Origin of the sequence: Calidifontibacillus erzurumensis, from assembly GCF_013303125.1 — a bacterium.
In the GTDB taxonomy this organism is placed as follows: Bacteria; Bacillota; Bacilli; order Bacillales; family Bacillaceae_J; genus Calidifontibacillus; species Calidifontibacillus erzurumensis.
The window spans coordinates 1-23,879 of record NZ_JABTTE010000023.1; the positions used below are offsets into that span (position 1 = coordinate 1).

Sequence of the window (23,879 nt, forward strand, 5' to 3'; positions counted from 1 at the left end):
GCGTAGGCCGGTGCCGTAAGGCCGGAGCTGGACAGTAAATGTGAATGAAGATTATCTAGTTTTGAGGGAACAAACCTCAATTGAATACATAGTTTGGTGACGATGGCGAAGAGGATACACCCGTTCCCATTCCGAACACGGAAGTTAAGCTCTTCAGCGCCGATGGTAGTTGGGGGCCTCCCCCTGCGAGAGTAGGACGTTGCCAAGCAAGAAAGAAAAAGCAGCATAAAATGCTGCTTTTCTTTTTTGCATAAAAAGTCGAAACAATTGTTCATACTAGACAGACACAATAAAATCGTCTAATTCATACAATCATAATGCTTTAATCTGATTTTTATATTGAATGTAGCAACTATTCATTTTATTTTGAATTATGTATAAAATTCACTTCGACTGGCGATACTGTTGCTGTGGAGGTGGAAACTGGATGGACGAAAATAAAAAATTAACAATTAATACGAAACAATGTAGTCAATGGGTGGACAAAAAGATAGAAAAAAAGATGGATAGAATGGGTAGTCGAATAACTGAAAGTAAAGGTTCTGTCGGGGAAACGTGTGTAATATGTGAAAAGAAAAAAGAAAAAGGTATCCATTTATTTACGGAATTTATTTGCAGCGATTGTGAACAAGAAATGGTATCAACTGAAACAAAGGACGAAAAGTACAAATATTATATCAATCAATTGAAAAAGGTTACAGAACCTTTGCTTCACAGAAAATGAGGCAGATCCATAAAGTTTGGGATCTGTTTTTTCTTTTATTTTAAAAATAAGTTCAATTGATATTCTACTAAATCATAGAGTTACATTAAAAGAAGAACATATGAGTATAGCAATTTTGCAGAGGAGTGCAAAAAGGTCACTATTTAAATAGTAATCTTGTAAAATAGAAAATATAAAAAGGAGGTTGAGCAGTGAATCAAGATGAACTCCCTTTATATAGTGCTTTATTAAGACATAGTCATATGAATCCAATTTCATTTCATGTGCCTGGACATAAAAATAGCACAGTTTTTCCCGCATTAAAACAAAATATATTTAAGGAACTATTAAAAATAGATCAAACAGAGCTTCGGAATTTAGACGACCTCTATGCTCCTATTGGTGTAATTAAAGATGCTCAAGATTTAACGGCAGCTCTTTATAAAGTGAAAAAGAGTTTTTTTCTTGTTGGAGGTTCGACGGCAGGAAATTTAGCGATGATCCTAGCATCTTGTGAACCAAACGATGTTGTTTTTGTCCAACGAAACTGCCATAAATCAATTACAAACGGCTTAAAATTAGCAAAAGTCCGTCCAGTTTTTTTATCACCGGAATATGATCAAGAAGGACAGTTTTCGACAAATGTTTCACGTGAAACTGTCGAACAAGCACTAAATAAATACGATAATGCAAAAGCTTTAATTTTAACTTCACCAAACTATTATGGGATTGTTTCAAAAGAGCTGGAACAAATCATTACATATGCAAAAGCAAAAGGATTAATCGTTCTTGTAGATGAGGCGCATGGTGCCCATTTAACTTTAGGAGAGCCATTTCCTCCCTCTGCTATTCATTTTGGTGCAGATATCGTTGTACATTCTGCACACAAGACATTACCTGCGATGACAATGGGTTCTTTTCTCCATTTCAATAGTCATCGTGTCGATTTAGAAAAATTACAATATTACTTGCAAGTCATTCAGTCTAGCAGTCCATCATATCCAATTATGGCTTCATTGGATATAGCTCGATATTATTTGGCTCATATAACAGAAGATGAAAAAATTGCAATAATAGATAGCATTCTACATTTTCGAGAACAGTTAAACACGGTGCCTCAGCTAAAAATTGTTAAGAGCGATCCACAAAGCTATGCTGACCCATTAAAGGTGATCGTTCAAACGAGGTGCCCTCTAACAGGGTTTGAATTGCAAAAAAGGCTTGAAACAGAGTCTATTTACACAGAAATGGCCGATCGTTGGAATGTAGTATTTGTTATGCCGCTTGCTCCTCTAAAAAATGGGACAACCATTGTTGAAAAAATAAAAAAAGCAGTAGATGGCTTGCCGATTTTAGCCAAGCCTAGACTGACCTTAAACCGAAATAAGGAAGAATACATTTTTTTAAATGAAATTTCAGAACTGGCTCTTACATACGGTGAGATGAAAAATTATTCTAAAGTAAGAATGTCGGTGGAAGAATCGATTCATCGAATTTCTGCAACCACTATTATTCCTTATCCGCCAGGGGTTCCGTTGCTTATAGAAGGTGAAAAAATAACCGCCGGCCATATCGAACAGTTTATATCATTGCGTAAAGCTGGTGCTTATTTTCAAAATAACGACGATATTTGGAAAACGGGGATTGAAGTTTTTCAAAGGAAATAAAAACAATTGGTCATCCGAATAGCAATGTAGTAATCTATGAGTATGAAAAACAAATGAGATGTAGGAGAATTTCATGGAAACAGGATTATTTATTACGTTTGAAGGACCGGAGGGAGCGGGAAAGACAACGATCATCCAGCGCATTTTTAAATATTTGACCTCTGAGGGGCAATCTGTTGTAATAACCCGCGAACCTGGAGGTATAGAAATAGCCGAGAAAATTCGTTCGCTAATATTAGATAAAAATCATACAATGATGGATGGGCGTACAGAAGCATTATTGTACGCTGCTGCAAGAAGGCAGCATTTAGTGGAGAAAATCGTTCCAGCCCTTACAAATGGACAAATCGTTTTATGTGATCGATTCATTGATAGCAGTTTAGCTTATCAAGGGTATGCACGTGGACTTGGCATTGATCAAGTATTACAAATTAATCAATTTGCTATAGATGGTTGGATGCCGCATTTAACATTTTATCTCGATGTTACGCCAGAAATAGGCCTTGAGAGAATCAATAATAGTAAAGGGCGGGAAATTAACCGCTTGGATTTAGAAACTATGGAATTTCATTACAAAGTTCGGGAAGGATATATACAGTTGATTGAGCGTTTTCCAGAACGAATCAAAACAATCAACGCCGAGCAGCCAGAAGATGATGTTTATGAAGACGTTAAAACCATCATTAAACAATTATTAATGATATAATGAGTGTATGACGCTCTAAAAAATTGAACGTGAATTATAAAAATTGGTGATCATTATGCAAACGTGGGAACAGTTACAAACAATACAGCCGAATGTAGTAAGGATGTTGACAAATAGTATTTTGAAAGACCGGGTTGCCCATGCTTATTTATTTGAAGGCGGCCGAGGGACAGGTAAAAAAGAAATTAGCATCCAATTTGCTAAAAGCTGTTTTTGTAACAATAAAACAGGAGCAGAACCTTGCCATGTCTGTATTGAATGCAAGCGGATCGATTCAGGGAATCATCCTGATGTTCTCTTTATATCACCAGATGGTCTATCATTAAAAAAAGAGCAAATTATAGAGTTGCAACGTGAATTTTCAAAGAAGAGCGTCGAAGCAAAAGGAAAAATTTATATACTAGAACATGCTGATAAAATGACGACGCAAGCTGCCAATAGTTTATTAAAATTCCTTGAGGAACCTAGTGGACGAACAGTTGCCATCCTTCTCACTGAACAAGTGCAGCAAATTTTGCCGACAATTCTTTCAAGATGCCAAATTTTGAATTTTAAACCGTTGCCGCCAGATTTGCTATTAGAAAAATTAATTGAGCAAGGGGTTCCAAACCATTTAGGAAAATTAGTTTCATCTCTTACCAATAATTTAAATGAAGCACTTGGGATTCTTTCAGATGAATGGTTTGCACAAGCTCGAACGATAGTGATACAATTAAATGAATTCCTCATAAAGCGAGGAGGCTCCCAGGCTCTATTATTTTTACAAGAAAAATGGATGCCTCATTTTAAGGAAAAGGAGCAGCTGAATACAGGTTTGGACTTATTATTATTATGGTTTAAAGATTTATTATATATCCTGATAGGAAAAGAAAATAACATCATTTATATAGATCAAACAGAATTGCTTGAGGAACAGTCAGTAGGTTATTCTCAAAAGAAAATAGCCGATCATTTAGCTCTAATTTTAGAAGCTAAAAAGCGGCTGAATGCCAATGTAAATCCTTCATTATTGATGGAGCAGCTGATACTCAAGTTGCAGGAGGGATAAGGCTTGTATGAAGTAGTTGGTGTCCGCTTTAAAAAAGCGGGAAAAATATATTATTTTGATCCAGGTGAGTTGCAAATTCAAAAAGGAGACCATGTCATTGTTGAAACCGTACGCGGCATTGAGTATGGCAAAGTAGTAACGAATCCTAAACAAGTGGATGAGCATGACATTGTGTTGCCGCTAAAAAAAGTTATTCGATTAGCGGATGAAAAAGATTTGCTCAACGTAGAAGAAAATAAAAAAGAAGCAAAAAAAGCGTATACCATTTGCATGGAAAAAATTGAAGAGCATGGACTAGAAATGAAGCTCGTCGAAGTCGAGTATACGTTTGATAGAAATAAAATTATCTTTTATTTTACTGCTGATGGACGGATTGATTTCCGTGAATTAGTAAAAGATTTGGCTGCAATTTTTAGAACGAGAATTGAGTTGCGCCAAATTGGTGTCCGTGATGAAGCGAAAATGCTTGGCGGGATTGGCCCTTGCGGCAGAATCCTTTGTTGTTCAACGTTTTTGGGGGATTTTGACCCGGTATCGATTAAAATGGCAAAAGATCAAAACTTATCATTAAATCCGGCGAAAATTTCCGGACTTTGTGGACGACTCATGTGCTGTTTAAAATTTGAAAATGATGATTATGAAACAGCTAAAGCAGAACTGCCTGACTTGGGCGAGTCAATTATGACACCGCAAGGAAGTGGAAAAGTAGTCGGTATCAATATACTAGATGGGGTCGTTCAAGTAGAATTATTTGAACTTGAACGCGTAGTAGAATATACAATTGGTGAATTACTTGAACAGGGAACGATGTCGTTTTAGGCCACGAAATAGAGGTGTTTTCAAGTGGACAAAAAACAATTATTTGACCAAGCTATTCATCTTGAAGAACAAATCAGCCATCTATATAAACAATTAGGTGAATTTAAAATACAACTGGCCGAACTATTAGAAGAAAATCACCAATTACAAATGGAAAACCATCACCTTAGACAGCGCCTTGAAAAAGAGGTAAAAAAGGGAGAAGGCAAAAAGAAAAAAAGTAAGCAAGAGAAAACAGTGGCTGATATAGGAGAAGGTTATGACAACTTAGCCCGGCTTTATCAAGAAGGCTTCCATATATGTAATGTTCATTATGGAAGTGTGCGGCAAGAAGGAGATTGTTTGTTTTGCCTATCGTTTTTAAATAAAAAATAGAATTTTAAATGTATGAGCCTTTCCTTCATAAGGGAAAGGCTTTTTAGGCAAAAAAGGACACAAAAATTTATGATATTCACAAAAATATTTGTTCTATCGCACATGCCTTTAATCTGCTAGGAATCTTTTTTATACTTTGTGAAGGAAATGCAATCAAACTACAGGAAATAGATAGCTAAATGATCGTTTTATATAAGAGTAATATTATGTACTTTTTCATTTGTTATGTTGTCATCAATGAATAAGGAAGGTTTTTATGATTGAATTATATGATGATGAACGTTTAGATTATTTATTGGATGAGCGGATGAAGATTGTTCAAAGTCCCTCTGTTTTTAATTTTTCATTAGATGCAGTGCTCCTTGCCAATTTTGTATATGTCCCGATTCAAAAAGGAAATTTGATTGATTTATGTACAGGAAATGCTGTTATCCCTCTCCTTTTGAGTGAGCGGACAAAGGGGACGATTACAGGTGTTGAAATCCAGGAACGAATTTATGATATGGCTAAAAGGAGCATTCGGTATAATCAATTGGAGAACCGCTTGTCTGTCATTCACGGTGATATAAAAGATATGCCGAATTTACTTGGACATGGTAATTACGATGTTGTTACTTGTAATCCGCCTTATTTCCCTACACCGAGTGAAACACAATACAACGAAAATCCTCATTTGGCGATTGCCCGCCATGAAATTTTTTGCACATTGGAAGATGTCGTTAGGGTGTCAAGCCAGCTTGTCCGCCACGGTGGGAAAGTTGCTTATGTTCACCGTCCAGAACGGTTGTTAGATATCGTAACTTTGATGAGACAATATAAAATTGAGCCAAAACGAATGCGGCTTGTCTATCCAAAAGCGGGGAAAGAAGCAAATACGCTTTTGATTGAAGGGACAAAGTACGGCAAGGCTGGTTTAAAAATATTGCCTCCGCTTTTTGTATATAAAGAAAACAATGAATATACAGAGGAGTTACTAGAAATTTTGTATGGAAAACGATAAACATTATGTATATATTTTGGAATGTTCTGACGGCACGTATTACACAGGATACACAAATCATTTAGAGAAAAGAATAGCCATGCACCAAGCTGGAAAAGGAGCAAAATATACGAGAGGCAGAAGACCTGTCGAACTTTTATTTTCGGAAAATTTTTCTTCTAAATCGGAGGCCCTTAAAGCAGAATACAATATTAAACGACTATCAAGGACGCAAAAAGAGGAATATATCCGTTATAGAAAACTTTGTGGAAAAAGGGGGGACCAAGGTGAGAACTGAGCAAAAAAGCTTCCATTTGGAACAAGAAGGAGCCCTTTATTTAGTACCGACGCCCATTGGGAATCTTGAGGATATTACGCTACGTGCGATACGAATGTTAAAAGAAGCGGATTTAATTGCAGCTGAAGATACGCGGCAGACGATCAAGCTATTAAATCATTTTGAAATTAAAAAACCCTTAATTAGTTACCATGAACATAATAAAAGGGAAAGCGGTAAAAAAATTTTAGAAGAGATTCGCCAAGGAAAAAAAGTCGTGCTTGTTAGTGATGCAGGAATGCCGGTTATTTCTGATCCTGGGAATGATTTAGTTGTTGAAGCGCTTGAGGAAAATTTGAAGGTCATTGCGTTGCCAGGAGCCAATGCAGCGCTGACAGCTTTGGTTGCATCAGGACTACCAACTGACCATTTTTATTTTTATGGATTTTTGCCAAGAGAAAAAAAAGAAAGAACTCAAGAACTTGAAAGATTAAAACAAATAAAAGATCCGGTTATTTTTTATGAAGCTCCCCATCGATTAAAAGAAACGCTGACAGCCATTGAACAAGCTTGGGGCAATCGACGTGCTTCTCTTTCCCGCGAATTGACAAAAAAGTACGAAGAATATATTAGAGGTACAATTCATGAATTGTTGGAGTGGATTTCTGCTGGAACAATTAGAGGGGAGTTTTGTTTAGTTGTGGAAGGTGCAAGTGAAGAACAATTGGAACAGGAAGAAAAATGGTGGGCTCATCTACAATTGAAAGATCATGTTCAATATTATATTGAAAAAGAAGGCATGCGTTCAAAAGAAGCAATTAAACGGGTTGCTGAAGAGCGGGAGATGCCGAAAAGAATGGTCTATCAAGCTTTCCATATGAGTGACATGGAAATTACTTAAAAATATAAACCTTAGTAATTGGTTATCGTTATACCTTTTGGTTTGAGAGGATTTTCTTAATAGAAAAGTTTTAAAAACAAAAAAGTGGAGAAACGCTAGATTGTTTTTCTCCACTTATTTAATAGGAACTTTTATTTTGTGATGGCGTTTAGCAACAATAAACGGCGTTGATAATGAAAGTAATTCTCATATTTCAGCACCTAGTGGTAGTACGGAAAAGTCCAACTGCAATGGAATCAATCAATTATAATTCTTTTAATTTAGTGGATCTTAATCTCAGCATAAAAGAGGCGGCTGTTCGCTGAGATGATCATAGGAAGGATATTGGCAATTAATGTTGCCAAATAGCAGTTTATTGTATGACCACAAGGAGCTGAAATAATTATTAATTAGATCTTTTATAGATTTTTATTGTTATACTAGCTTTCTAGACTTTCTTAAAAATTGAATGCTTGTTTTATTTAGAGGCAGCAAGGCTTTCTTGCAGTTCTTTTAATAAAATCTCTGCACCTTCACGGCTTAAAACAATTTTGCCATTTGCCAATGTAAAGTTGTTATCAGAGATTTCACCAGTAATCGTACATGTCATATTAGGCTTGTACTTCTTTAAAATAATGCGGTCATCATCAACATAAATTTCAAGGGCATCTTTTTCAGCAATACCCAATGTGCGGCGTAATTCAATTGGAATAACGACGCGGCCTAACTCATCAACCTTACGAACAATTCCTGTAGACTTCATTTGATCAATCTCCCTTTTAAATAAAAATAATATATTTTAATATTTTTCTTCGCCATCATTCGACAAATTTCTGTCTGTTTCCATCATAACAATTTTTCCCAAAAACGTCAACTTTATTTTTGTAAAAAAAGTGTAGATTTTTTATAAAATGTAAATAGTAAATAGGAAAAAATGTTGATATTAAAACTTTCTAAATATTACCCTTTAAAAATAGTGAAAAAGCAATTACTATGTTAATTTTACAATAAATGACATTGTTTATAAGTGATTTTTGTCACATTAGACAGAAAAAATTCGACAAAATTCTACATTTATAAGAATAATAAAAAAGTTGGTTAGAAGAATCGTTGGAGAGGTATTTAGTAAATTCAGATTAGGTTCTTAACCTATAAAAATTTTTTCATACTAAATATCAAGAAAAGACCATTTCAAAGAGGTATGAAAAGGAAGAATCTTGACGTATACTTTCGATTATGTATATTTTGGTGATAATATATAAAGTACGAATAATTATGGTTCATTTAGGGGGCATTTTTTTTATGAGCGAAAGAAAAACATTTTACTTAACTACACCAATTTATTATCCGAGTGACAAATTACATATTGGACATGCATATACGACTGTTGCCGGCGATGCGATGGCCCGTTATAAGCGGTTGCGCGGTTTTGATGTAATGTATTTGACAGGGACAGACGAGCATGGTCAAAAAATCCAAAGAAAAGCAGCTGAAAAAGGAGTCAGTCCTCAAGCATTTGTCGATGAAATAGTATCTGGCATCCAAGAACTTTGGAAAAAGCTCGATATTTCTTATGATGATTTTATTAGAACAACCGAAGACCGCCATAAAAAAATTGTTGAAAAGATTTTTTCAAGATTAGTTGAACAAGGCGATATTTATCTAGATCAATATGAAGGCTGGTACTGTACACCTTGTGAATCATTTTTCACAGAACGGCAAATTGTCGAAGGAAATTGTCCAGATTGCGGTCGTCCAGTCGAGATGGTCAAAGAGGAATCATACTTTTTCAAAATGAGCAAGTATGTTGATCGTCTGTTACAGTATTATGAAGAGAATCCAGAATTCATCCAGCCTGAATCACGCAAAAATGAAATGATTAACAACTTTATAAAACCGGGATTGGAAGATTTGGCGGTATCAAGAACAACATTTGATTGGGGCATCAAAGTACCTGGTGATCCAAAACACGTTATCTATGTATGGATTGATGCTTTATCCAACTATATTACCGCTTTAGGGTATGGAACGGAAAACGAAGAGAAATTTAGAAAATATTGGCCAGCTGATGTTCATTTAGTTGGAAAAGAAATTGTACGTTTCCATACTATTTATTGGCCAATTATGCTCATGGCTCTTGACTTGCCGCTTCCGAAAAAAGTTTTTGCTCATGGTTGGTTGTTAATGAAAGATGGAAAAATGTCGAAATCAAAAGGAAATGTCATTGATCCGGTAACGTTAATTGATCGCTATGGATTGGATGCTCTCAGGTATTATTTATTACGTGAAGTTCCATTTGGTTCAGATGGCGTATTTACACCGGAAGGTTTTGTTGATCGCATTAATTTTGATTTGGCTAATGATTTAGGAAACTTGTTAAATCGCACTGTTGCCATGGTAGAAAAGTATTTCGATGGGGTTATACCGGCTTACGATGGTCAAGTGACTGATTTCGACAAAGATCTGGAAGATATAGCAAAAGAAACGGTAAAAAAAGTAGAAGAAGCGATGGATCGAATGGAGTTTTCAGTTGCTTTAACAGCTATTTGGCAGCTTGTCAGCCGTACGAATAAATATATCGATGAAACTCAACCATGGGCGCTCGCTAAAGACGAAGCCAAAAAAGGCGAACTTGCTTCCGTTATGTGCCACTTAGCAGAATCATTACGTTTTATTTCCATCATGCTGCAACCGTTTTTAACAAGAACACCAAAGAAAATTTGGGAACAGCTCGGCATTCTAGGTGAACAATTAACAAGCTGGGAATCTTTATATCAATTTGGCATACTTCCAAGCGGAGTGAAAGTGAAAAAAGGAGAACCGATTTTTCCGCGCTTGGACACTGAGAAAGAAGTGGAGGCAATCAAACAAGATATGCAGCCGCCTGCAACAAAAACGGAGACAGCACCTGAAACTGATAAGAAAGAGGAAAAAGGCTCAGAAATTGACGAAATTACGATTGATGATTTTATGAAAGTCGATCTGCGTGTTGCTGAAGTCATCAAAGCCGAAAAGATTAAAAAAGCAGATAAGCTTTTAAAATTGCAATTGGATTTAGGTGATGAAAAGCGGCAAGTCGTTTCTGGAATTGCAGAATATTATTCTCCGGAAGAACTTGTAGGTCAAAAAGTTATTTGTGTAACAAACTTAAAACCAGTCAAACTTCGCGGTGAGCTATCGCAAGGGATGATTTTAGCTGGAAAGACTGATGGAACATTGAAAGTTGCAACAATTGATTCATCTATTCCAAACGGTACGAAAATTAAGTAATTTCTTGGAGGCCGACTAACTGGTAAGTTGGCCTTCTATGTTAAATAAACGAGGGAGTTGCTTTATGTTATTTGATACACATGCACACTTAAATGCACATCAATTTGCCGAAGATGAAGCAGAAGTAATAAAACGGGCTCAAGAAGCAGGAGTTTCTAATATGGTTGTAGTCGGCTTTGATAAAGAAACGATTCAAAGTGCGATTCGCATTGCAGAAACATATGATTTTATTTATGCAGCCATTGGCTGGCATCCTGTTGATGCCATTGATATGAAAGAAGAAGATTTAAAGTGGATGGAAGAGTTGGCAAACCATCCAAAAGTCGTTGCCCTTGGAGAAATGGGCTTAGACTACTATTGGGATAAATCACCAAAAGATGTTCAACAAGAAGTTTTTCGCAAACAAATTCGATTGGCGAAAAAAGTCAAATTACCAATTATTATTCATAACCGGGAAGCTACCCAAGATATTATCACCATTTTAAAAGAAGAAGGGGCTGCTGAAGTAGGCGGCATCATGCATTGTTTTAGCGGAAGTGTTGAGACAGCCAAAGAATGCATTGCAATGAACTTTTTAATTTCATTGGGCGGTCCAGTTACGTTTAAAAATGCGAAAAAGCCAAAAGAGGTTGCTAGTGAAGTACCGTTAGAGAAACTACTTATCGAAACGGATTGTCCATATCTTGCACCACATCCATATCGGGGCAAACGGAACGAACCTGCCTATGTAAAACTAGTGGCAGAACAAATTGCTGAACTAAAAGGCATTTCTTATGAAGAAGTTGCCCGTCAAACAAGTCTAAATGCAAAAAAACTTTTCCAAATTCCATAACAAATTGAATCGATTATTTAGTGGCTTTAAATAACGATAGTCTTTCTTCTTGTACTAAACACCTAGCGGTTAGTTTGCATGCTTTTTTCAATCTGAGAGACATTAAGCAATCCGCTAGGTTTTTTATTCAGTAAAATCCAGCTTAAGTCAAATAATTTTGTCCCTTCAATTTTTTACATACTTCCGGTCGTTTAGTTCTTCTTCCCAGGGTGTGTTTTGCCACAAAATTGTTTAAAATCATCCGATGCAACTACTATGCTGATTTGACGAATGTTGTTGTCGATATTTTTGGGTAGATTTTTTTCAGAAATAAGCTTTATAATGTGAAGCGATAGACAAAGTAACATGTCTAGGATTTGTCAAGGGGGAGTGGGATGGTAAATCATAGTTGACAATAAGGAAAAAGCTTTATATAATCACTCCAGTAAAAGGAGGCAGATAGATGCTGATTTCGAAAAAGAAAATAATCGTTGCTATATCTAGTATTCTAGCGATCTTGCTAATAACGGTACTAGCATATGAAGGTACGAAACAGCACGTAACGGCCGTTCTTGATGGAAAAGAAGTAAAGGTTCGAACCCATGCTGATACAGTAGAAGAGCTATTGGCTGATCTTGACATCGAAGTCATTAAACAAGATAAAGTCCAGCCCTCGTTAGATACGCCGATAGAAAAAGACATGAAAGTTGTTTGGGAACCGGCGAAGCCAATTCAAATTACAGTTTGGGGAGAGCAAAAAACAGTATGGTCGGCCGCGAAAACAGTTGGAGAATTTATTGAAGAGCAGAACATAGCCTTAACAGATCGTGACCGCATTCGACCGAGTAGAGATACAAAACTTGATCAAAAGACAGAAATTGTTATAGAAAAAGCTTTTCCTATTACAATCAAAGATGGAAATGAGAAAAAGCAAATATGGACCACTTCGACTACTGTCGTTGACCTTTTGAAGCAACAAGATATTAAACTGAATGAACTTGATCGCGTGGAGCCAGAAGCTACTACCCAAGTCACTGAAAATATGGTTATTAAGATAATACGCGTAGAAAAGGTCACCGATGTGGTGGAAGAACCAATCGATTATGCGGTTGTAACTCGAAAGGATTCATCGTTACCTCAAGGCGTTGAAAAAGTGATTAAGAAAGGCGAAAAAGGTCTAGAAAAAAAGACTTATGAAGTCATTCTTGAAAACGGAAAAGAAGTTTCAAGAAAACTCATTCAAAAAGAAAAAATAAAAGATAGCATAGACCGAATTGTTGCCTTAGGTACGAAACCAATTAAGCAACAGACATCCCGCGGTTATAATGGTCCTGTGAAAAAGGAATTTTATGTTCAAGCGACTGCCTATACAGCCTATTGCAATGGGTGTTCTGGTAAAACATCAACGGGAATTAACTTAAGGGCAAATCCAGATGCAAAAGTAATTGCCGTTGATCCGAATGTCATTCCTTTAGGTTCAAAAGTGTGGGTGGAAGGATATGGCTATGCCATTGCAGCAGACACAGGCAGCTCGATTAAAGGAAATAAAATCGATCTGTTTTACCCTGATAAAAAAACAGTTGATAAATTTGGCAAGAAAACGGTGCTGATTAAAATTTTAGAATAAATGAATTTTTAAACAGCAAGAAGCATCTTACGTTTTTATATGTGCAATTTCAGTTTGCTAGAATACTAGAATAATCATGCACACAGAGGGGAGCCTCTGTGTTTTTTATTTTTATTACTTTCGCTTATACTTATAGACGAAAAAGATGCGTTTTTGTTTCAGTTTTGGAGGAAAAAAATGAAAAAAATTAAAGAAATTATCGTAGTTGAAGGAAAAGATGATACAGTGAAGGTAAAACAAGCCGTATTTGCAGATACGATCGAAACAAATGGATCGGAAATTAGTGAAGAAACGATTGAACAGATCCGCCTTGCTCAAAAACAGCGTGGTGTTATTATTTTTACGGATCCCGATTTTCCTGGTGAAAGAATTCGAAAAATCATTTCTGAAAAGGTGCCCGGATGCAAACATGCTTTTTTGCCTCGGAATGAAGCAATCGCAAAAAATGGGAAAGGGCTTGGTGTTGAACATGCTTCCATTGAAGCGATTCAAGCTGCTTTAAGTGCTGTTTATGAGGAAACAGTTGCGATTGAGGAGGAAATCACAAAAAATGATTTAATAGCTGCCGGTTTAATAGGCGAACCTCGCTCAAAAGAACGTCGGGAAAAGCTTGGGATCATTTTAAAAATCGGTTATACAAATGGAAAACAACTTCATAAGCGTCTAAACATGTTTCAAATAAAAAAATCGCTCTTTTTAGAAGCAATGCTTCAAGTGTTACAGGAGGAACAACAATGACGAAAGATATTGCAACACCGGTACGAACGAAAATGATATTGGAGAAGTACGGATTTTCTTTTAAAAAAAGTTTAGGGCAAAACTTCTTAATTGATTTAAATATTTTAAACCGTATTGTTGATTTTGCGGAGCTCACTGAAAATAGCGGAGTTATTGAAATTGGCCCGGGAATTGGAGCTTTGACGGAACAATTGGCAAAACGGGCAAAAAAGGTTGTTGCTTTTGAGATTGACGGTCGCCTCTTGCCAATTTTAGCAGAAACATTAGAACCATATCCACATGTAAAAATTATTCATGAAGATGTTTTAAAAGCAAATGTCAAACAAGTTATTGCAGAAGAGTTTGAAGATGGACAAGATTTAATGGTGGTCGCAAATCTCCCTTACTATGTGACAACCCCCATTATTATGAAGCTTTTAAATGACCATTTGCCTATTCGTGGACTTGTAGTGATGCTGCAAAAAGAAGTGGCAGATCGAATTGCTGCTTCACCAGGAACAAAAGACTACGGTTCTTTGTCGATTGCTGTTCAATATTTTACAGAAGCAAAAATGGTAATGACAGTGCCTAAAACTGTATTTATTCCGCAGCCAAACGTTGATTCCGCCGTTATACGTTTAACAAAAAGACCAACACCTGCTATTAAGGTAGAAAATGAAGAGTTTTTCTTTACAGTCGTAAGGGCAAGTTTTGCTCAGCGGCGGAAAACGATTTTTAATAATTTAACAAGCCACTTTAAACAAACCATTGAGAAGCAAACAATCGAAAAAGCACTTCTTGATGCAGGTATTGATCCAAAAAGGCGCGGAGAAACGTTAAGTATTGAGGAGTTTGGAAACTTAAGCGATTCGCTTAATCGTTTTTTTAAGAATACCGATTAAAAACTGTAAGCACATTTTTCCCCTTCATGCCATAGGCTACTATGAAAAGAAGGAATAAGAGATCGGATGAAATCTCTTCTACATGGAGGAGGGGAAAAATGGGCATTCGTGTTGGAGATTTAGTAACCCGTAAATCATACCAACAAGATTTGCTTTTCAGGGTTACGGAAATTCATGGGGATATAGCAGTTTTAGTTGGAGAAGAATTTCGGCTTATAGCTGACGCTCCACTCTCTGATTTAATCATTGTTGGTGATGATGAATATGCACATAGACAAAAAAAGGAAAAGGAAAAAGTAGATAAATCGTACCGGCTTTTTCGTCAAGATTATCATTTAATCCGGCAACGAAACGAATATTATGCAACGGGTGGCTATAGCCATAGTGAATCGTATTTTCAAATGCCGGGCCGGGTCTTGCATTTAGATGGTGATCCAGTTTATTTACAAAAATGCCGGGCTTTATATGAAAAATTAGGTGTCCCTATGTTTGGTGTTCATATGAATGAAAAGGAAATGCCAGAGAAAGTTGGGAAGTACATCGACCAAGTTCGCCCGGACATATTAGTCGTCACTGGGCATGACGCTTATTTAAAATCAAAAGGTAAGCCAAGCGATTTGAAAGCGTACCGTCATTCCCGTTATTTTGTAGAGACCGTTTATGAGGCAAGGAAAAAAGTTCCGCATTTAGATCAGCTCGTAATCTTTGCCGGCGCTTGCCAATCCCATTTTGAATCGCTCATTAAAGCAGGTGCCAATTTTGCAAGCTCACCATTGCGCATTAACATTCATGCGCTTGACCCAGTTTATATTGTAGCTAAGATCAGCTATACCCCTATTAAAGAGCATATTAATGTGTGGGATGTGCTCCGCAATACTTTGACAGGGGAAAAAGGGTTGGGTGGTGTTGAAACAAGAGGTTTGCTTAGAATTGGCATGCCTTATCATGACCATGAAATAGATTAAAAAAGCTGTTTCAGCGTTTAGCGTTCGGTTTAACGAGTGAAAAATGAAACAGCTTTTTTTCAAAGAAAAATAAATAATTTTGTTAAACGGTGGTAAAATAATAGATGTAAAAAAAAATAAAAAATAATTGTTGATATACCCATTGACAGTAAAAAGGGGCCACTGATATAATTTTAATTTTGATTTGACTATAGTTTTGCTTTGTGGTACACTATACATAGTGAGGTGGAGCGAATGGGAAAAACTTTGTCAGAGATTAAACGTACTCTTGATAATAATCTTGGGAAACGCCTAACGCTTAGAGCAAATGGTGGCCGTCGCAAAACGATTGAAAGATCTGGAATCTTAGCAGAAACGTATCCTTCAGTATTTATTATTGAGTTGGATCAACATGAAAATTCGTTTGAACGGGTCTCCTATAGTTATGCAGATGTTTTAACGGAAACAGTAGAATTAACTTTTTTAGATGATAATACAGGGAATGTTGCAATAAATGGACAGTAAACAAATGTTTACTGTCTTTTATTTTACATATTGAATATACATTTATACATACTAAAAGTATCGCAGTGTTTAGGAGGCGATTATGATTGGGCAGAAGAAGAGGAATCATGTCGCAGCAATTTAAAGAGGAACTTGCAAAGGAACTTGGATTTTACGATACTGTTCAAAGGGAAGGCTGGGGCGGAATTACCGCTAGACAAGCCGGAAGTATGGTAAAACGTGCTGTTGAAATTGCGCAGCAAAGTTTGTTGAACCAACAGAAACAGTAAAATCGTAGCCAAAGAAAGTTCTTTACTAATAAAACACTGCGATGACCGGAGCTTTATACAAGCTCCGGTTTTTTTTATTACTTAAAAAAAGGATAAATTGTTACATCGTAATTTGCCATTGTGGGCAATTTACGTGTTTTTCTAATTTTAAAAATGGTTATAATGAATGTTTATGGTACAATAATCAGCAGTAAATAGTATAATAAGGCGTATTTGGAAGAAGTAGGTGGAAAAATGGAGAAACGAATACTCATAAAAGCGCCAGCCAAAATTAATTTATCTCTTGATGTTTTGCATAAAAGAGACGACGGATATCATGAAGTAAAAATGATTATGACAACCATCGATTTGGCCGATCGGATTGAGCTTGCGGAGTTGAATGAAGATAAAATAAAAATTGCCTCCCAAAACCGGTTTGTTCCGGATGATGAACGAAATTTGGCTTATCAGGCAGCAAAGCTTTTAAAAGAAAGGTATAACGTAAAAAAAGGCGTATATATTTCTATTCTCAAAATGATTCCTGTTGCTGCGGGATTAGCTGGAGGAAGCAGCGATGCAGCAGCAACGCTTCGAGGATTAAATAAATTGTGGAACTTGGGGCTTTCCATCGACGAATTGGCGGAACTCGGTGCGCAAATTGGTTCTGATGTTTCTTTTTGCGTCTATGGTGGAACAGCTCTTGCAACAGGGCGTGGCGAAAAAATTGAACATCTTCCTGCCCCGCCGCCTTGCTGGGTTATATTAGCAAAACCAACGATTGGTGTCTCCACAGCGGAGGTTTACCGAAATTTGAAATTAGAAAATATTAAACACCCGAATACGGAAGCTATGATTGATGCAATTTGCAACCAAGATTTTCATGGAATTTGCAAAAATGTCGGAAATGTTTTAGAAAGTGTAACGCTTCAAATGTATCCTGAAGTTCACAATATTAAAACGAAAATGGAGCGTTTTGGAGCAGATGCCGTATTAATGAGCGGAAGCGGACCGACCGTTTATGGCCTCGTTCAATATCAGTCACGGCTGCAGCGAATTTATAACGGATTAAGGGGCTTTTGTGACCAAGTGTATGCCGTTCGGTTGTTAGGAAAGAGGCACCTTGATTAAATCCGTATAAAAGTGGTATAGTAACTATAAAACATTCGGATTTAGGGGGTGTACACGAATGAAAGTAAGGCGGAGCGGAAGATTGGTAGACATGACAAGCTACTTGCTCGATCATCCTCGCCATTTAGTATCATTAACATTTTTTGCTGAACGTTATGGGGCTGCAAAATCTTCAATTAGTGAAGATTTAGGAATTATTAAGCAAACTTTTGAAGAGCAAGGAATTGGCTCTTTATATACAATACCTGGAGCAGCTGGCGGGGTTCAATTTATTCCGCATGCATCCGAAAAAGAGGCTCATCGGGTGATCGGTGAGCTATTAGAGCTGCTTTCCATGTCTGATCGTTTACTTCCTGGCGGTTATCTATACTTAAATGATATTTTAGGGAATCCCCGCATCGTAAATAAAATAGGTCGGTTATTTGCTTCAGTTTTTGCGGAACGAAAGATCGATGTTGTGATGACCGTGGCAACGAAAGGAATTCCGATTGCCTACGCAGTTGCTTCTTACTTAGGTGTACCAGTCGTTATTGTTCGGCGCGATAGCAAAGTGACGGAAGGATCAACGGTAAGCATTAATTATGTTTCAGGCTCAACGAAAAGAATTCAAAATATGGTGCTTGCACGGAGAAGCTTAGCTGAGGGATCCCATGTTTTGATCGTTGATGATTTTATGAAAGCTGGTGGAACGATCAACGGTATGATCAGCTTATTGGAAGAATTTAAAGCAACAGTAGCTGGCATTGGGGTATTAGTGGAAGCAGAAGATACGGATGAGCGGCTAGTGGATGAATATATTTCGTTGATTCGCTTATCAGAGGTCAATGTCAAAGAAAAACAAATAAAAGTAGAAGAAGGAAATTATTTTCAATTTATAAAACCTTTACAAATAGAGGAGGATTAAATATGCGTGCTATTCATACAAACGAGGCGCCAGCGGCAATTGGACCATATTCTCAAGGGATTATTGTCAATAATTTATTTTATAGCTCTGGCCAAATCCCTCTAACACCAGAAGGAAAAATGGTTGAAGGCGATATTGAAGCTCAAACACATCAAGTATTTGCGAACTTAAAAGCTGTACTAAAAGAAGCAGGTGCATCTTTGGACACAGTCATTAAAACGACAGTGTTTATTAAAGATATGAATGATTTCTCTAAGTTAAACGAAGTGTATGCTCAATACTTTACAGACCATAAACCAGCAAGATCTTGCGTTGAAGTGGCTAGATTGCCAAAAGATGCTTTAGTGGAGATTGAAGTGGTTGCCTTAGTAAAATAAATGTTCACAAAAAATCCAACTTTATTCTGAAAGTTGGATTTTTTTTGTAAATTTTTTGTGAACAGGAAGGAATTAAAAAAAATTTGTTGAATTATTGGTAATATGTTTTTATTCAGGAAAAAGGTGGTGATACTGATGGAAGTGACTGACGTAAGATTACGCCGTGTGAACACCGAAGGACGCATGAGAGCCATCGCCTCCATCACGCTTGATCATGAATTTGTTGTTCATGATATTAGAGTGATTGATGGGAATAACGGTTTATTTGTGGCAATGCCAAGTAAACGAACTCCAGATGGAGAATTCCGTGATATTGCTCATCCTATTAATTCTACTACTCGTGGAAAAATTCAAGATGCTGTATTGGCCGAGTATCATCGTTTAGGTGAGCTTGATGAAGTGCAATATGAAGAGGCCGGAGCATCCTAATATTAAATGTTAAAGCCCAACCAGAAAAATGGTTGGGCTTTTTGACTCATATCGTTTTTGTTCCTGTTTGGAGGGAACACTATGAAAACTGAATTAGTTTGTTGCATTACGATCAATAGGTATAACAGTGATTTTTTATGGAGAGATCATTTTCATTCTTGCTCTTGGAAATTGTATAAAGGTAAAAACACACACATTGTTCAATGGGACAATTACAGACAAAAGTAGATAAAATTATGAATTTATTAAAGAAGCAAGTGTTCCATAAGATAAAAAAACAGAGACAATCTAATGCCTACCTCTATTTTCAAAGAGAGTATATAGGGGAATGTTAGAGTATTAACCTCTTGATATTGTGTTCACAGCACAATAAGTTAAACCAATTCGCTACCATTGATGTCCGCATACTTCAAGCTTTTTTCATGAAAAAAAAGGCAAATTTGTAGGAAATGTTGAAAAACACCCTTTTTTGCGATATATTCGAAGTTGGTAAATAAGGGACCAAGTGGGGGTTTTCAATGAATCGTTATGCCATAATTTTGGCTGCTGGTCAAGGAACAAGGATGAAATCCAAACTTTATAAAGTTCTTCATCCTGTATGTGGGAAACCAATGGTAGAACATGTCATTGACCATGTTGCTAAATTGGAAATGAAAAGAGTTGTGACTATTATAGGTCATGGAGCTGAAAAGGTAAAGGAGTATTTAGGGAATAAATGTGAATATGCCCTCCAAGAGGAACAGCTTGGCACTGCCCATGCGGTAAGGCAAGCGGAAGCTTTACTTGGAGAGGAAGAAGGAACGACCCTTGTCATTTGTGGAGATACACCGTTAATTACACCCGAAACAATGATGGCGCTCATGGAGCATCATGCGAAAACAAAGGCAAAAGCGACGATCTTAACGGCTATTTCCAACGATCCAACTGGTTATGGCCGAGTGATCCGCAATGAAAATGGTCTTGTTGAAAAAATTGTTGAACATAAAGATGCGAATGAAGCGGAATTAAAAGTGAAAGAGATTAATACTGGAACTTATTGCTTTGACAATAAGGCGCTATTTCAAGCCCTTAAAGAAGTAAATAATGATAATGCGCAAGGAGAATATTATTTGCCAGATGTCATTGAAATTTTGAAAAATAAGGGCGAAACAATTTCCGCTTATCAAACAGATGATATTGAAGAGACATTAGGGGTTAATGACCGGGTTGCACTTGCTGAGGCTGAGAATATTATGAAAATGCGAATCAATCGATTACATATGAAAAATGGAGTAACCATTATTGACCCAGCTTGCACTTATATTTCAGCAGATGCAATGATTGGCCGTGATTCGGTTATTTATCCAGGAACGATGATAAAAGGAAAAACGATCATCGGCTCGGAATGTATTATCGGACCAAATAGTGAAATTGAAAATTGCAAAGTCGGCGACAGGACTGTAATCCGCCATTCAGCAGCGTTTGATAGCGAAATTGGAAACGATGTGAACATTGGACCATTTGCACATATCAGACCACAGTCTACATTAGGTGATAAAGTTAAAATTGGAAACTTTGTTGAGATAAAGAAATCGGTGCTTGGAACAGGCAGCAAAGCTTCTCATCTAAGTTATATCGGGGACGCAGAAGTTGGCAAAGATGTAAACCTCGGTTGTGGATCTATAACAGTTAATTATGACGGTGAGAAAAAGCATCTAACGATTATAGAAGATCATGCTTTTGTTGGCTGCAATTCCAATTTAATAGCGCCAGTAAAAATCGGCAAAGGTTCTTATATCGCTGCCGGATCTACGATTACAGATGATGTTCCGGAAGGCAGCTTATCGATCGCCCGAATGCGGCAAACGAATAAAGTTGGATATATGGAAAAAAAGAATAATAAATAATTAAAATTTTGATGGAGGTTTCTTATTAAAATGCCAAATCAATATCTGGACCCAAATTTAAAAGTGTTTGCTTTAAATTCAAATCCTGTTCTAGCCCAAGAGATTGTTGAGCATATCGGAATTGAAATGGGAAAATGTTCAGTTTCTCGCTTTAGCGACGGGGAAGTACAAATAAACATTGAAGAAAGTATCCGTGGCTGTGATGTTTATGTAATCCAGTCAACGAGTTCACCGGTGAATGAACATTTAATGGAACTATTGATTATGGTTGATGCTTTGAAACGGGCATCTGCAAAAACAATTAACGTTGTGATGCCATATTACGGTTATGCGCGTCAAGATCGTAAAGCCCGTGCTCGTGAACCAATTACTGCTAAACTTGTGGCAAACTTGCTTGAAACAGCAGGAGCAACACGCGTTATTTTACTTGATCTTCATGCTCCGCAAATTCAAGGATTTTTTGATATCCAAGTGGATCACTTAATGGGTGTACCTATTTTAACAGAATACTTTAAACAGAAAAATTTAGACGATATTGTTGTCGTTTCTCCTGACCATGGCGGTGTAACAAGAGCAAGAAAAATGGCAGACCGCTTGAAAGCGCCAATTGCAATCATTGATAAGCGCCGTCCACGTCCAAATGTTGCTGAAGTTATGAACATTGTAGGTAACATTGAAGGGAAAACAGCAATTCTTATTGATGATATTATTGATACAGCTGGTACCATTACACTTGCTGCAAATGCGCTCGTTGAACATGGGGCAAAAGAAGTTTATGCATGCTGCACTCACCCAGTTTTATCTGGTCCAGCAATGGAGCGAATTATGAATTCAAAAATTAAAGAGCTTGTAGTTACAAATACAATCGCTATTCCAGAGGAAAAGAAAATTCCGAAGCTTGTCGAATTATCGGTTGCACCATTAATTAGTGAAGCGATTATTCGCGTTCACGAAGAGCAATCTGTCAGCACTTTATTTGATTAATTCGATATTTTAACTTTCTTAAGTTTTTTTTCCTTGATTTTTGGAGAAATTGTTAGATAGGAATAAAAATTCGATGAAGAAGGTGATTATTCTTGTCTACAATTGCTGCAAAGAAAAGGGAAGATTTAAGAAGGTCTGCGCTGACAAAACTTAGACACAGCGGAAAAATCCCCGCTGTTGTTTACGGAAAAGACAAGCCTCCTAAGCATATTTATTGCGATTTGCTTGAATTCATGAAAACGGTCAGAAAATCCGGCAGAAACGGAATAATACAACTTCAAATTGAAAATGAACAGCCGGAGTCTGTCATGCTTCAAGATGTACAAGTCAATCCACTTAATGGAGAAGTTGTACATGCCGACTTTTTTGTAGTGAACATGTCTTCCGAAGTGGAGGTAGACGTAATCGTTAACTTAGTTGGTGAAGCACAAGGTGTAAAAGAAGGTGGCACATTACAGCAACCATTGTTTAAAGTGGCAGTTCGCTGTCTGCCTACTGATATACCTGAAAAGATTGAAATCGATGTTTCTCAATACAATATCGGTGATACAATCACAGTTGGCGATATTAAAGTTGATGGAAATTATACAATTCTTGAAGATGAAAATACGGTTATTGCGTCAATCCTTCCGCCAAAAGTTGAAGCTGTAGTCGGCTCAGGTGAAGTACAAGACGAAGGTGAAGCAAAAGATACTGGCGAAGAAAAATAACATAAGAAGGCGTAGCCATAAAATGGTTACGTCTTTTGAGCTTTTATTATATAGTTATAGTAAGAGAGGGAACGGAGATTGAAATATATTGTCGGTTTGGGGAATCCAGGGAAAAATTATGAAAAAACAAGGCATAATGTTGGTTTTATGGTTATTGACGAACTATCAAAACGATGGAATATTCCATTAAATAAAGAAAAATTTAAAGGTCTTTATGGTGTTGGGGTGGTTGGCGGCGAAAAAGTCATATTATTAAAGCCGCTTACATATATGAATTTATCAGGGGAGTCAATTCGGCCTCTTCTTGACTATTATGATATTGATATAGAAGATTTAATCGTCATTTACGATGACCTTGATTTGCCGATTGGGAAGATACGTTTGCGCATGAAAGGGAGTGCAGGCGGCCATAACGGTATTAAATCAACGATTCAACATTTAGGAACTCAAGAATTCAAACGAATCCGAATTGGCATTGATCGTCCAAAAGCGGGCATGGCTGTAACGGACTATGTATTAAGTTCCTTTTCAGAAGAGGAAAGACCGGTGATTGATGAAGCGGTAAAAAAAGCGGCTAATGCTTGTGAAACATGGCTTTCAAAGACATTTTTAGAAGTCATGAATGAATTTAACCAACAGTAAAATGGAAAAGTATAGAAACCCCTTAAGGTGAACATAATAAAGTGTAAAGGTAACTTTAAGGAGGTTTCCTATGCCTATTCGCTATTTTTGCAGGCATTGTCAAGTTCATATTGGCGATGTTGATTCAGATATGATTGATGCAAGAAGCCTTGGATTTCATCTATTAAGTGAAGAAGAGCGTTTAGAGATGATAAATTATGATTCCGATGGTAATATAATTGTTAAATCCATTTGTGAAGATTGCCAAGAGGCGCTTGAGAGAAATCCAGACTTTCACTCATTGCATACATTTATACAATAGAAAAAAGTGGCTTTGGTGAA

The 23,879-nt window shown here is 36.9% G+C and carries 27 protein-coding genes and 1 rRNA gene; 27 read left to right on the top strand and 1 reads right to left on the bottom strand.

What is annotated here, in order from left to right; genetic code table 11:
• Positions 1–92: 92 nt before the first annotated feature.
• From rrf to rsmI, 10 genes are all read left to right on the top strand, one after another.
• Positions 93–208: ribosomal RNA gene (gene rrf, locus HR057_RS13990) — 5S ribosomal RNA — on the top strand.
• Between the two features lie 219 nt (positions 209–427).
• Positions 428–724: a sigma factor G inhibitor Gin gene (locus tag HR057_RS13995; protein ID WP_374723886.1), complete on the top strand. Its 297-nt coding sequence runs from the start codon at positions 428–430 to the stop codon at positions 722–724.
• Positions 725–915: 191 nt separating this feature from the next.
• Complete coding sequence (locus HR057_RS14000; protein WP_173732066.1) at positions 916–2,370, top strand: aminotransferase class I/II-fold pyridoxal phosphate-dependent enzyme; 1,455 nt, start codon at positions 916–918, stop codon at positions 2,368–2,370.
• 73 nt (positions 2,371–2,443) lie between these two features.
• Positions 2,444–3,076, top strand: a complete 633-nt coding sequence (tmk, locus tag HR057_RS14005) for a dTMP kinase (RefSeq protein ID WP_173732067.1) — start codon at positions 2,444–2,446, stop codon at positions 3,074–3,076.
• A gap of 52 nt (positions 3,077–3,128) precedes the next feature.
• The gene (gene holB / locus HR057_RS14010) at positions 3,129–4,124 is read left to right on the top strand and encodes a DNA polymerase III subunit delta' (protein ID WP_173732115.1); all 996 of its coding nucleotides are present in this window, start codon (positions 3,129–3,131) and stop codon (positions 4,122–4,124) included.
• A 3-nt stretch (positions 4,125–4,127) separates the two neighbouring features.
• The gene (locus HR057_RS14015; RefSeq protein WP_173732068.1) at positions 4,128–4,943 is read left to right on the top strand and encodes a PSP1 domain-containing protein; all 816 of its coding nucleotides are present in this window, start codon (positions 4,128–4,130) and stop codon (positions 4,941–4,943) included.
• A gap of 24 nt (positions 4,944–4,967) precedes the next feature.
• Positions 4,968–5,318 (top strand): DNA replication initiation control protein YabA, encoded by a 351-nt coding sequence (yabA, locus tag HR057_RS14020; RefSeq protein ID WP_173732069.1) that lies wholly within the window; start codon positions 4,968–4,970, stop codon positions 5,316–5,318.
• Between the two features lie 259 nt (positions 5,319–5,577).
• Positions 5,578–6,318, top strand: coding sequence for a tRNA1(Val) (adenine(37)-N6)-methyltransferase (locus tag HR057_RS14025; protein ID WP_173732116.1), 741 nt, complete (start codon positions 5,578–5,580; stop codon positions 6,316–6,318).
• On the top strand, positions 6,305–6,595 hold the full coding sequence (locus HR057_RS14030; protein ID WP_173732070.1) for a GIY-YIG nuclease family protein: 291 nt from the start codon (positions 6,305–6,307) through the stop codon (positions 6,593–6,595). Before HR057_RS14025 ends, HR057_RS14030 begins: the two co-directional genes overlap by 14 nt.
• Entirely contained in the window at positions 6,585–7,475 is an 891-nt protein-coding gene (rsmI, locus tag HR057_RS14035) for a 16S rRNA (cytidine(1402)-2'-O)-methyltransferase (protein ID WP_173732071.1), read from the top strand. Before HR057_RS14030 ends, rsmI begins: the two co-directional genes overlap by 11 nt.
• A gap of 457 nt (positions 7,476–7,932) precedes the next feature.
• Here rsmI and HR057_RS14040 read toward each other — a convergent pair whose 3' ends face one another.
• Positions 7,933–8,217 (bottom strand): AbrB/MazE/SpoVT family DNA-binding domain-containing protein, encoded by a 285-nt coding sequence (locus tag HR057_RS14040; RefSeq protein WP_173732072.1) that lies wholly within the window; start codon positions 8,215–8,217, stop codon positions 7,933–7,935.
• A 539-nt stretch (positions 8,218–8,756) separates the two neighbouring features.
• Here HR057_RS14040 and metG point away from each other — a divergent pair.
• The 17 genes from metG to HR057_RS14125 all read left to right on the top strand — a co-directional run bounded on the left by metG (position 8,757) and on the right by HR057_RS14125 (position 23,859).
• Positions 8,757–10,724: a methionine--tRNA ligase gene (gene metG / locus HR057_RS14045; RefSeq protein WP_173732073.1), complete on the top strand. Its 1,968-nt coding sequence runs from the start codon at positions 8,757–8,759 to the stop codon at positions 10,722–10,724.
• A 64-nt stretch (positions 10,725–10,788) separates the two neighbouring features.
• A complete protein-coding gene (locus HR057_RS14050) occupies positions 10,789–11,556 on the top strand; it encodes a TatD family hydrolase (RefSeq protein ID WP_173732074.1) in 768 nt (255 codons plus the stop codon).
• A 442-nt stretch (positions 11,557–11,998) separates the two neighbouring features.
• Positions 11,999–13,162 carry a ubiquitin-like domain-containing protein gene (locus HR057_RS14055; protein ID WP_329955893.1) on the top strand — a complete coding sequence of 388 codons (1,164 nt, stop codon included), beginning with the start codon at positions 11,999–12,001 and terminating at the stop codon, positions 13,160–13,162.
• Positions 13,163–13,339: 177 nt separating this feature from the next.
• The gene (gene rnmV / locus HR057_RS14060; RefSeq protein ID WP_173732075.1) at positions 13,340–13,900 is read left to right on the top strand and encodes a ribonuclease M5; all 561 of its coding nucleotides are present in this window, start codon (positions 13,340–13,342) and stop codon (positions 13,898–13,900) included.
• Positions 13,897–14,781, top strand: coding sequence for a 16S rRNA (adenine(1518)-N(6)/adenine(1519)-N(6))-dimethyltransferase RsmA (gene rsmA / locus HR057_RS14065; RefSeq protein ID WP_173732076.1), 885 nt, complete (start codon positions 13,897–13,899; stop codon positions 14,779–14,781). Before rnmV ends, rsmA begins: the two co-directional genes overlap by 4 nt.
• A gap of 98 nt (positions 14,782–14,879) precedes the next feature.
• The gene (gene yabG / locus HR057_RS14070) at positions 14,880–15,746 is read left to right on the top strand and encodes a sporulation peptidase YabG (protein WP_173732077.1); all 867 of its coding nucleotides are present in this window, start codon (positions 14,880–14,882) and stop codon (positions 15,744–15,746) included.
• 234 nt (positions 15,747–15,980) lie between these two features.
• Complete coding sequence (gene veg, locus HR057_RS14075; RefSeq protein WP_173732078.1) at positions 15,981–16,250, top strand: biofilm formation stimulator Veg; 270 nt, start codon at positions 15,981–15,983, stop codon at positions 16,248–16,250.
• A gap of 86 nt (positions 16,251–16,336) precedes the next feature.
• Positions 16,337–16,519, top strand: coding sequence for a small, acid-soluble spore protein, alpha/beta type (locus HR057_RS14080; RefSeq protein WP_173732079.1), 183 nt, complete (start codon positions 16,337–16,339; stop codon positions 16,517–16,519).
• Positions 16,520–16,753: 234 nt separating this feature from the next.
• Entirely contained in the window at positions 16,754–17,626 is an 873-nt protein-coding gene (gene ispE / locus HR057_RS14085; protein WP_173732080.1) for a 4-(cytidine 5'-diphospho)-2-C-methyl-D-erythritol kinase, read from the top strand.
• 58 nt (positions 17,627–17,684) lie between these two features.
• A complete protein-coding gene (purR, locus tag HR057_RS14090) occupies positions 17,685–18,530 on the top strand; it encodes a pur operon repressor (protein ID WP_173732081.1) in 846 nt (281 codons plus the stop codon).
• A 2-nt stretch (positions 18,531–18,532) separates the two neighbouring features.
• Positions 18,533–18,907 (top strand): RidA family protein, encoded by a 375-nt coding sequence (locus HR057_RS14095; protein WP_173732082.1) that lies wholly within the window; start codon positions 18,533–18,535, stop codon positions 18,905–18,907.
• Positions 18,908–19,042: 135 nt separating this feature from the next.
• Positions 19,043–19,336: a septation regulator SpoVG gene (gene spoVG, locus HR057_RS14100; protein ID WP_173732083.1), complete on the top strand. Its 294-nt coding sequence runs from the start codon at positions 19,043–19,045 to the stop codon at positions 19,334–19,336.
• Between the two features lie 518 nt (positions 19,337–19,854).
• On the top strand, positions 19,855–21,222 hold the full coding sequence (gene glmU, locus HR057_RS14105) for a bifunctional UDP-N-acetylglucosamine diphosphorylase/glucosamine-1-phosphate N-acetyltransferase GlmU (RefSeq protein ID WP_173732084.1): 1,368 nt from the start codon (positions 19,855–19,857) through the stop codon (positions 21,220–21,222).
• 30 nt (positions 21,223–21,252) lie between these two features.
• Complete coding sequence (locus HR057_RS14110) at positions 21,253–22,206, top strand: ribose-phosphate diphosphokinase (protein ID WP_173732085.1); 954 nt, start codon at positions 21,253–21,255, stop codon at positions 22,204–22,206.
• 92 nt (positions 22,207–22,298) lie between these two features.
• Complete coding sequence (locus tag HR057_RS14115; RefSeq protein ID WP_173732086.1) at positions 22,299–22,916, top strand: 50S ribosomal protein L25/general stress protein Ctc; 618 nt, start codon at positions 22,299–22,301, stop codon at positions 22,914–22,916.
• A gap of 78 nt (positions 22,917–22,994) precedes the next feature.
• Positions 22,995–23,558: an aminoacyl-tRNA hydrolase gene (gene pth / locus HR057_RS14120; RefSeq protein WP_173732087.1), complete on the top strand. Its 564-nt coding sequence runs from the start codon at positions 22,995–22,997 to the stop codon at positions 23,556–23,558.
• A gap of 70 nt (positions 23,559–23,628) precedes the next feature.
• A complete protein-coding gene (locus HR057_RS14125; RefSeq protein ID WP_173732088.1) occupies positions 23,629–23,859 on the top strand; it encodes an anti-sigma-F factor Fin family protein in 231 nt (76 codons plus the stop codon).
• Positions 23,860–23,879 lie beyond the last annotated feature (20 nt).